The organism is Leisingera sp. ANG59 (assembly GCF_013317235.1).
GTDB lineage: Bacteria > Pseudomonadota > Alphaproteobacteria > Rhodobacterales > Rhodobacteraceae > Leisingera.
The window spans coordinates 65,086-73,832 of record NZ_WLCM01000021.1 but is presented as its reverse complement, the minus strand read 5'-3'; the positions used below and the strand labels follow the sequence as shown (position 1 = coordinate 73,832).

9 protein-coding genes are annotated in these 8,747 nt (G+C 63.5%); 4 read left to right on the top strand and 5 right to left on the bottom strand.

Going from position 1 to position 8,747, the window contains the following annotated elements:
- Positions 1-93: 93 nt before the first annotated feature.
- Together GKC28_RS17265 and GKC28_RS17260 are read right to left on the bottom strand one after the other, a co-directional pair.
- On the bottom strand, positions 94-1,035 hold the full coding sequence (locus tag GKC28_RS17265) for a CorA family divalent cation transporter (protein ID WP_174148238.1): 942 nt from the start codon (positions 1,033-1,035) through the stop codon (positions 94-96).
- 113 nt (positions 1,036-1,148) lie between these two features.
- Positions 1,149-3,176, bottom strand: coding sequence for an NADPH-dependent 2,4-dienoyl-CoA reductase (locus tag GKC28_RS17260; RefSeq protein WP_174148237.1), 2,028 nt, complete (start codon positions 3,174-3,176; stop codon positions 1,149-1,151).
- Positions 3,177-3,314: 138 nt separating this feature from the next.
- Here GKC28_RS17260 and GKC28_RS17255 point away from each other — a divergent pair, with 138 nt between their 5' ends.
- Together GKC28_RS17255 and GKC28_RS17250 are read left to right on the top strand one after the other, a co-directional pair.
- Positions 3,315-3,797 (top strand): RNA pyrophosphohydrolase, encoded by a 483-nt coding sequence (locus tag GKC28_RS17255; RefSeq protein WP_174148236.1) that lies wholly within the window; start codon positions 3,315-3,317, stop codon positions 3,795-3,797.
- Positions 3,798-3,924: 127 nt separating this feature from the next.
- Complete coding sequence (locus tag GKC28_RS17250) at positions 3,925-4,320, top strand: hypothetical protein (RefSeq protein ID WP_174148235.1); 396 nt, start codon at positions 3,925-3,927, stop codon at positions 4,318-4,320.
- 6 nt (positions 4,321-4,326) lie between these two features.
- Here GKC28_RS17250 and GKC28_RS17245 read toward each other — a convergent pair whose 3' ends face one another.
- The gene (locus GKC28_RS17245) at positions 4,327-5,202 is read right to left on the bottom strand and encodes an EamA family transporter (RefSeq protein WP_174148234.1); all 876 of its coding nucleotides are present in this window, start codon (positions 5,200-5,202) and stop codon (positions 4,327-4,329) included.
- A 75-nt stretch (positions 5,203-5,277) separates the two neighbouring features.
- Here GKC28_RS17245 and GKC28_RS17240 point away from each other — a divergent pair, with 75 nt between their 5' ends.
- Positions 5,278-5,763 (top strand): MarR family winged helix-turn-helix transcriptional regulator, encoded by a 486-nt coding sequence (locus GKC28_RS17240; RefSeq protein ID WP_174148233.1) that lies wholly within the window; start codon positions 5,278-5,280, stop codon positions 5,761-5,763.
- A 118-nt stretch (positions 5,764-5,881) separates the two neighbouring features.
- Here the strand turns inward: GKC28_RS17240 and GKC28_RS17235 are convergent, their stop codons facing one another.
- Positions 5,882-6,874 carry an adenosine kinase gene (locus tag GKC28_RS17235; protein ID WP_174148232.1) on the bottom strand — a complete coding sequence of 331 codons (993 nt, stop codon included), beginning with the start codon at positions 6,872-6,874 and terminating at the stop codon, positions 5,882-5,884.
- 60 nt (positions 6,875-6,934) lie between these two features.
- The gene (nth, locus tag GKC28_RS17230; protein ID WP_174148231.1) at positions 6,935-7,579 is read right to left on the bottom strand and encodes an endonuclease III; all 645 of its coding nucleotides are present in this window, start codon (positions 7,577-7,579) and stop codon (positions 6,935-6,937) included.
- 157 nt (positions 7,580-7,736) lie between these two features.
- Between nth and GKC28_RS17225 the strand changes: the two genes are divergently transcribed.
- Entirely contained in the window at positions 7,737-8,606 is an 870-nt protein-coding gene (locus GKC28_RS17225) for a bifunctional helix-turn-helix domain-containing protein/methylated-DNA--[protein]-cysteine S-methyltransferase (RefSeq protein ID WP_174148230.1), read from the top strand.
- Positions 8,607-8,747 lie beyond the last annotated feature (141 nt).

The following is an 8,747-nucleotide window of genomic DNA, read 5'->3' as shown; positions in this document are numbered from 1 at the left end:
TGCTGCTGGTGATGCGCTGGCTCAGACTGCTCTGACGGCCGGCCTGCAGCCGAAAGGTTCACGGGTAAGAAGGGCGGACGGGCAGGCCGGCCGTCAGAGCAGTCTGAGCCAGCGCATCACCAGCAGCATGCCGGCGCCAAGTCCCAGCAGGCTGAGGCAGAGCACTGGGAAAGCCAGCGGCGACTCGGCTCCGGGGATGCCGGCGAGATTCACGCCGAACAGGCCGGTCAGGAATCCCAGCGGCAGAAACAGCGCCGCCACGACCGACAGCGCATAGCTATTGCGGCCCATCTGCCGGGCCAGTTCGGCATCGGTGTGGTCGCGCAGCACCGCTAGCCGCCCGGTCAGCGACTGCAGGGTTTCCGCCGACAGGGTGAACAGGTTCACCGCCTCGCGCAGGTGTAGCTGTTCGTCCTCCGAAAACAGCTGCACCCCAGTTTCCTGCAGGTTCAGCAGCGCTTCGCGCTGCGGCTCCAGATAGCGGTGCAGTTTCAGCACATTGCGGCGCGGTGCCTTGAGGGCTTCGGCGGCGGGCAAGGCGCCGTCCTCGGTCATCTCCTCCAGCGCTTCGGTCGCGGCGCTGAGTCCAAGCACCACATCGCGGGTGTGCAGGGCCAGCCCATTGATCAGGCGATAGAGGAATCGGCCCGGCGATCCGGGCCCGCTGCCGGTGCTGCATTCGGCGCGGATTGCATCCAGGGCAAAGGTTTTACGCAGGCGCACGGTGACGATGGTGCGGCTGGTCGCCCAGATCCTGAGTGACAGCATCTCGGCCGCCTTGGCGCCGGGGTTGCGGTTCACCGTGCGCAGATTCAGGATCACCCCGTCCTCGAACACGTCGCAGCGGGGCCGGGTTTCGCTTTGCAGCAGCGCCTGGCCCGGAATGCCGGGGAGCTGCGCTGCGCACCAGTCTGCCAGCTCCGGGTCCGCCAGGTCGAAATGCAGCCAGCGGTAGCGGCCCGGCCCGGTTGCGGCCAGGTCCGCGGCGGGGCGGGCAGTGCCATCGTCCCAGAGGTCGTAGGCGGAAAGCGGCATGGGGCGGCCTCATTTGCAACCGTTTTCCCATGGTTAGCGCGGATGCGGCCATGCCGCCAGATTCCTTGAATAAATACGCGGCAGGCCGCTCCGGTCCAGGCGGGCAGCTGCGGCTAAAGCGCTGCGGCCAGGCGGGTGCCTTGGTTTATGGCGCGCTTGGCGTCCAGTTCTGCAGCCACATCGGCGCCGCCGATCACATGAGCGGTGATGCCGCGTTCGGCCAGCTGGTCCGCCAGCGAGCGTTCGGCGACCTGGCCTGCGCACAGCACGATGGTGTCTGCCTTGATCACCCGCGGATTTTCCCGCGCCTCGCCAAAGCTGACATGCAGGCCTTCATCGTCGATCCGCTCGTAGTTGACACCGCCGACGAATTCCACGTCCTTCATCTTGAGAGTTGCCCGATGGATCCAGCCGGTGGTCTTACCCAGCCGCTTTCCGTGACGTTCGGCCTTGCGCTGCAGCAGGGTCACATGGCGGGCAGGGGCCGCTGGCTGCGGGCCTTCGGGGGCGAGGCCTGCGCGGTGCTCTGCCGGGTCGGCGACACCCCATTCCTTCATCCAGGCGGGCAGGTCGGTGGCCGGACTGTGGCCCTCCTCCAACAGGAATTCCGACACGTCAAAGCCGATGCCGCCGGCGCCGATCACCGCCACGCGCTTGCCGACCGGTTTCTTGTGACGCAGCACGTCGATGTAGCTCAGCACATTGTAGCGGTCCTGGCCGGGGATCGCTGGATCGCGAGGGAGGACGCCGGTGGCGATCACCACTTCGTCAAAGCCAGCGAGATCATCTGCACCGACCTCGCGGCTCAGCTCCAGCGTGATGCCCGCATCGGCCACCATGGTGCGGTACCAGTCGACCAGCCCCCAGAACTCCTCCTTGCCCGGCACCTGCTTTGCCATGTTGAGCTGGCCGCCGATTTCGTCGGCGCGGTCGAACAGGGTCACGCGATGCCCGCGCTGCGCTGCCGTAAAGGCCGTCGAAAGCCCCGCGGGGCCAGCGCCGACGATGGCCACGGTCTTGGGGGCTGCCGTCGGCTCGATCACCAGCTCGGTCTCGTGGCAGGCGCGCGGATTGACCAGGCAGGAGGTCAGCTTGCCGTTGAAGGTGTGGTCGAGGCAGGCCTGGTTGCAGGCAATGCAGGGAGCAATGCGGTCCGCCTGTCCGGCCTCGGCCTTGGCGACGAAATCCGCGTCTGCCAGCATCGGCCGCGCCATTGACACCATGTCGGCGCAGCCCTCGGCCAGCACCTGTTCGGCCACTTCCGGCGTGTTGATGCGGTTCGAAGTGATTACCGGAATTCCGACCTTGCCCATCAGCTTCTTGGTGACCCAGGCAAAGGCCGCGCGCGGAACGCTGGTGGCGATGGTGGGGATGCGGGCCTCGTGCCAGCCGATGCCGGTGTTGAGGATCGTCGCACCCGCCTTTTCGATCTCCTGCGCCAGCTGCACGACCTCCTCATGGGTGGAGCCATTGGACACCAGGTCGATCATCGACAGACGGTAGATGATGATGAAGTTGCGGCCCACGGCCTCGCGGGTGCGGCGCACCACCTCGATAGGCAGCCGCATCCGGTTTTCATAGGAACCACCCCAGCGATCGGTGCGCTTGTTGGTATGGGTAACCAGAAACTGGTTAAGGAAATAGCCCTCGCTTCCCATGATCTCGACGCCGTCATAGCCTGCCTCCTGCGCCAGCCGGGCGGCATTCACGATGTCGTCGATCTGTTTTTCGATGCCCTCCTCGTCCAGCTCGTGCGGGGGGAACGGGGAGATCGGCGATTTCACCGGGCTGGGGGCGACGCATTTGGGGCCATACGCATAGCGGCCCGCGTGCAGGATCTGCATGGCGATCCTGCCGCCGGCCTCATGCACCCGGTCCGTCACTACGCGGTGGTTTTCGACGTCCTTGGCCGTGGTCATCATCGAGGCACCGGGCAGCACTGAGCCTTCCAGATTGGGACCGATTCCGCCGGTCACCATCAGCGCCACGCCGCCGCGGGCGCGGGCGGCATAGAACTCCGCCACCCGGTTCCAGTCGCCGGTTTCCTCCAGCCCGGTGTGCATCGAACCCATCAGCACCCGGTTCTTCAGCTTGATAAAGCCCAGATCCAGCGGGGCAAGCAGATTGGGGTACGCAGTCATCTTGAAACTCTCCCTGGCAGTTGCCCCTAGGATCAAGGGCGCGGGCCGCCTTGTCACGGGCAAACGCCGCGTCACCCCCTTGCGTGCCCCGGCGGCAAGCGGTCTAAGGTTGTGAAAACCCATGCCGAGGAGAGCCTGATGACGCCGGAAGAGATTGCCAAGCTGCCCTACCGCCCCAACGTCGGGGTGATGCTGATCAATGCCGAAGGCGCGGTATTCGTTGGCCAGCGCAAGGACCGCTACAAGGATGCCTGGCAGATGCCGCAGGGCGGGATCGACGCGGGCGAGGACCCGCGGATAGCGGCGCTGCGCGAGCTGGAGGAAGAAACCGGCGTTGCACCGGAACTTGTGGAGATCATCGCCGAGAGCGACGGCTGGTTGCCTTATGACCTGCCTCATGACGTGGTGCCTAGTTTCTGGGGCGGCAGGTACCGTGGGCAGGAGCAGAAGTGGTATCTGATGAGGTTTCTGGGGACCGATGACCAGGTCAATATCGAGACCGACCACCCGGAGTTCTCCGCCTGGTGCTGGCAGCCGGTCGAGAGCCTGGTGGAGAAGATCGTGCCGTTCAAGCGTGAGGTCTACGCGCGGGTGGTGGAAGAGTTCCGGGAGTATTTGTGAGATGGATATTATAACTTGTTTTCGATCTGCCCAAGCCGGTGCTGTGCTGACGGCGTGTTTTGTGAGTTTTATCACCGGGCCCGCGGCAGCTCTCAGCTGCATGCCTTGGGGACCTGCGGACGCTTACTTGCATGCTGCAAATTCGGAGAGCGTTTACAACGTTATCGCTGGTGAGCTGGAGTTTGACGAAAGCCTGCTGCCGCAGTCTCATGCAGATAACCCGAATGAAACTCCGCCGCTGACCCGCATCCCTGCGCAGCTATTCGGCAAGATGCTGGAGGGTAAATATTTCTCTGGCCGGGTGAATGTGCCTGCTGTGCTGGAGGTTGAATGCCTTGGCCCCTGGTGCGGAGGGATGAAGTCCGGTGCGGACCATGTGTTCTTTGCGGAGCAGCGGGGGCAAGACTTGGTGGTCAGGGCCAGCGCCTGCGGCGGGTTTGCGTTTGATGACACGTCCGAAGTGCGGCGGCAGGTGCTGGATTGCCACCGCGGCAAGGCCTGTGAACCGGCCAAGCCGCGGTAACGATTTTCATTCTGCAGGCGCTGTAGCGCGTTTTGTGTACCGCCGCAGTCTGGCTTTGCCGAGCCAAAGGCTGAACAGGGCCAGTAGGGCACCCAGCATCTGGTTGGGCGTCAGGGTTTCCCCCAGCAGCAGCCAGCCCAGGATCACCGCAGTCAGCGGGCTGAGCACACCCAGCAGAGAGACCTGCGACGGGTCGATCCGGGCGAGGCCGCGGAACCACAGGATGTAAGTCAACGCGCCGCCTATGAGGCTCATGTAGGCGAGACCCAGGATGTTTGCGGCTGTGAAGACCGGCATCTCCGGGACTATCGACAGTGCGACCGGCACCAGCAGCACCCCGCCTGCGGTCAGCTGCCAGGCGGTGAAGGTGAGGGGTGGCACCGGCGGCTGCCACTTGCGGGTCAGAACCACACCTGCAGCCATCGAAGAAGCTCCTCCAAGCCCCGCAAGAATGCCCAATGTGTCGAGCTTTGCGGCGGGGGTAAGCACCAGCAGGGCGACGCCTGCGATGCTCAGAAGGGCGGCGGCGATGGCAGAGGCCCGGATCTGTGTCTTCAGCAGCAGGGCGGATAGGAACACCACGATCAGCGGTTGCACCGCCCCAAGGGTTGCCGCGACGCCGCCAGGCAGGCGGTAGGCGGACAGGAACAGGAGCACCCAGAACAACGAGAAGTTCAAAGCGCCCAGCACCAGCAGCCGCGGCAGCCAGTTGAGCGGCGGTAGCTGGCGCACCAGAACCAGCAGCAGAAGCCCTGCAGGCAGCGCCCTGAGCAAGGCCACCACCAGCGGCGAGTGGCCGGGCAGGAAAGTTGTCGTGACGATGTAGCTGCTGCCCCAGATGGCAGGGGCCAGCGCGGTCAGCAGAAGGGTCCGGATCGGCATGCGTTTCTCCTTATCTTGATGTCGAGATAATGGATTTTATCTTGACGTCAAGATGTAAATGCCTAAACCGGTTGCATGGACCATGTGGATTTTATCACCCAGCAATGGGGGCAGGAGCGGCCGGACCTGGATGTGACGGCCATGGGCGTGATCGGCCGGGTGGCGCGGCTGTATCTGGCCTATCAGCGCGAAATGCATAAGACTTTTGCGGAATTCGGGCTGAATGCGGCCAAGTTCGATGTGCTGGCAACTCTGCGCCGGTCGGGGCCGCCTTACACGCTGTCACCGGGCGATTTGCTGAAGGCGACGATGGTGGCCTCCGGCACCATGACCAACCGCATCGACCGGCTTGAGGTGGATGGGCTCGTCAAGCGCGCAGTGAATCCGGAAGACAGCCGCAGTTTCCTGGTGGGGCTGACGGAGGAGGGGTTCGCGCTGATCGACGGGGCTGTGACTGCGCATGTGCAGACACAGGAGCGGCTGCTGGAGGGCATGAGCCCGCAGGACGTGGAAACGTTTACGGTGCTTCTAGGCAAGGCTCTGACGGCGGTTGACAGCTGAGGCCAAGAGCTCGATTGCGCGGGGAAGCGCCGGGGCGGCAAAGCCGCTCCGTGCCACGCCCAACGGGTGGAAACGCGCCGGCCAGTGCAGATCCGGCGGACGGGAGAGCGCCGCCGGCTTAGACCAGCCCGGCTTCTTCCAGCAGGTGGCGCACGCTTGTTTCCGGGCGCGGGCCGATGTGGCGGATCACCTCGCCAGCGCAGATACAGCCCATGCGCGCGCAGATTTCCAAGCTGCGGCCGGTGGCCATGCCGAACAGAAAACCAGCCGCGAACTGGTCACCGGCACCGGTGGCATCTACCGGGGTGATCATCTCCACCGGTACATCGATGCGCACACCTTCATTCAGTACGGTCACGCCATCTCCGGACCGGGTACAGACCACCAGCGGACAGATCGCGGCGGTTTTGGCCATTGCCTTCTCCAGGTCATCGGTCTCGAACAGCGCGCAGATTTCATCCTGGTTGCCGATTACGAAATCCAGCTCCTCGCCGATCAGGGTCAGGAAGTCCGCGCGGTGGCGTTCGACACAGAACGGGTCTGAGATCGAGATGCCGACCTTGCCGCCGCCTTCGCGGCAGCTGCGTGCGGCTTCCAGAAAGGCGGTTTTACCCTTGTCCTTGTCGAACAGATAGCCCTCCAGGAACATAATTTGCGCATTGCCGGCTACGTCCTGCGGCACATCGGCTGAGCTCACCTCTGAAGAAATGCCGAGGTAAGTATTCATCGACCGTTCGCCGTCCGGCGATACAAAGATCATTGACCGCGAGGTTGGCAGCACATCCCCTGAGACAGGCGCATTCACAAAGCCTACACCTTCGTTGTTCATCGCATCGGCATAGAACTTCCCAAGAGCGTCGTCACGGACCCGGCCGATAAAGGCGGCCTCAAGGCCCAGTGCTCCGGCGCCGGCGATGGCATTGGCGACCGAGCCGCCCGGGGTCAGCACGCGGTTGCCCATTGCTGCGTACAAATCTTCGCAGCGGTCGCGCTCGATAAGCTGCATGATGCCTTTTTCGATGCCCTGCTCGGTCAGAAAGCTGTCGTCGCATTGTGCAATCACATCGACGACAGCGTTGCCGATGCCGACGAGCTGGTAAGTTTTGGTCATGGTTCCTCCTCGGGGAAATCCGAAGCGATTTCAGTTTTGGCGACTATGCCGGTCCAAAGTTTACAGGTTCTTGTCTTCGAACATGCAGAGGTCACGGATCAGGCAAGTGCCGCACATCGGTTTTCGGGCCTTGCAGTGATAGCGGCCGTGCAGGATCAGCCAATGATGGGCATGCTGCTGGAAATCTGCGGGGATGTTGTCTTCGATCGCGCGCTCCACGGCGTCCACATCCTTGCCCGGCGCAATGCCGGACCGGTTGCCGACCCGGAAAATATGCGTGTCCACCGCCTGGGCGGGCTGCTTCCACCACATGTTCAGCACAACATTTGCGGTTTTGCGGCCGACGCCGGGCAGCGATTGCAGGGCTGCGCGGGAATTCGGAACCTCGCCACCGTAGTCCTCGACAAGGATCTTCGACAACTTGATCACGTTCTTGGCTTTGTTGCGGTAGAGGCCGATGGTTTTGATATGATCGATCAGGCGCTCCTCACCCAAGCCCAGCATCTTTTGCGGGGTGTCGGCGATCTTGAACAGCTCGCGGGTCGCCTTGTTCACGCCGGTGTCGGTTGCCTGCGCCGACAGCGCGACGGCGACCACCAGCGTGTAGGCGTTGACATGTTCCAGCTCGCCCTTGGGTTCGGGTTCGGCTGCCTGAAACCGCGCGAAGATTTCGCGGAGCGTATGATAATCGAGTTGCTTTGCCATCGCGCGCCATATGTACAGAGCGGGTGCCAAAGAGCAAATGAAATTGCGCCTTCCCTGATGCTGGCACTTGCCTGCAAAGAAAACCCGCAAGTTCCGGGTCGATTGACAGAGAAGGCCGGATTACTTTGATCGAGCAAGCACGAAACAGGCTGGACCGATGAATATCGAAGCGCGGGAAAACACATACCACTATGGCGTCATGCGGCGGGCGATTGAGCTGATCGACGCTGGCGGCGATGATCTGACGCTGGAGCAGCTGGCCGCCCGCATGGATATGAGCCCGGCGCATTTCCAGCGGCTGTTTTCGGCTTGGGTCGGTGTCTCGCCCAAGCGCTACCAGCAGTATCTGCGGCTGGGCCACGCCAAGGCGCTGCTGCGCGACCGGTTCACCACGCTGGAAGCCTCTCATGCGGTGGGACTGTCGGGGTCAGGCCGGCTGCACGACCTGTTTCTGCGCTGGGAGGCGATGAGTCCCGGTGAATACGCCCGCAAGGGTGACGGTCTGCGGATCTATTGGGGCTGGTTTGACAGCCCCTTCGGACTGGCGCTGGTGATGGGCACGCAGAAGGGCATCTGCGGTCTGGCCTTCGCTGCCGAAACCGGCGCGGAACCCGCAATGGCCGATATGCGCGCCCGCTGGCCGCAGGCCGAGTTCATCGAGGATCCCGCGGCCCTGCGGCCCCTGACAGATGCGGTTTTTACCCAAAAAGGCGAGACCGCACTGCACATGATCGGAACTCCGATGCAGATCAAGGTATGGGAGGCATTGCTGCGTATCCCTTCGGGCCATGTCACTACCTATTCTGAGCTGGCCTGCGCAATCCGCTCTCCTAAGGCCGTACGCGCCGTTGGCACCGCTGTCGGGCGCAACCCGGTCAGCTGGCTGATCCCCTGTCACCGCGCGCTTCGCAAGTCCGGTGCGCTGGGCGGCTATCACTGGGGACTGCCGGTCAAACGCGCGATGCTTGCTTATGAGGCGGCGCGGGATGAGGAGGCTGCGGCAGGTGGTATACGCGCTGCCGTCTAAAAAGCCGCTCCAGAAGGGTTGGCGCCGGGGGCTTTGCGGCCAGCCGTGCTTCGTGGCGTTTTCGCGCTTCCTCGCGTTCGATCTTATGCCGGGCGGGCGGGTGTCGCTGGCTGTCCCAGCGGTCGAGGCCCAGGGTGATCA

Excerpts from the sequence above, each read along its gene's own strand:
- GKC28_RS17245 (WP_174148234.1), bottom strand. The coding sequence starts at position 5,202 with ATGCCGATCCGGACCCTTCTGCTGACCGCGCTGGCCCCTGCCATCTGG.
- GKC28_RS17265 (WP_174148238.1), bottom strand. The coding sequence starts at position 1,035 with ATGCCGCTTTCCGCCTACGACCTCTGGGACGATGGCACTGCCCGCCCC.
- GKC28_RS17240 (WP_174148233.1), top strand. The coding sequence starts at position 5,278 with ATGGACCATGTGGATTTTATCACCCAGCAATGGGGGCAGGAGCGGCCG.
- GKC28_RS17255 (WP_174148236.1), top strand. The coding sequence starts at position 3,315 with ATGACGCCGGAAGAGATTGCCAAGCTGCCCTACCGCCCCAACGTCGGG.
- GKC28_RS17235 (WP_174148232.1), bottom strand. The coding sequence starts at position 6,874 with ATGACCAAAACTTACCAGCTCGTCGGCATCGGCAACGCTGTCGTCGAT.
- GKC28_RS17225 (WP_174148230.1), top strand. The coding sequence starts at position 7,737 with ATGAATATCGAAGCGCGGGAAAACACATACCACTATGGCGTCATGCGG.
- nth (WP_174148231.1), bottom strand. The coding sequence starts at position 7,579 with ATGGCAAAGCAACTCGATTATCATACGCTCCGCGAAATCTTCGCGCGG.
- GKC28_RS17260 (WP_174148237.1), bottom strand. The coding sequence starts at position 3,176 with ATGACTGCGTACCCCAATCTGCTTGCCCCGCTGGATCTGGGCTTTATC.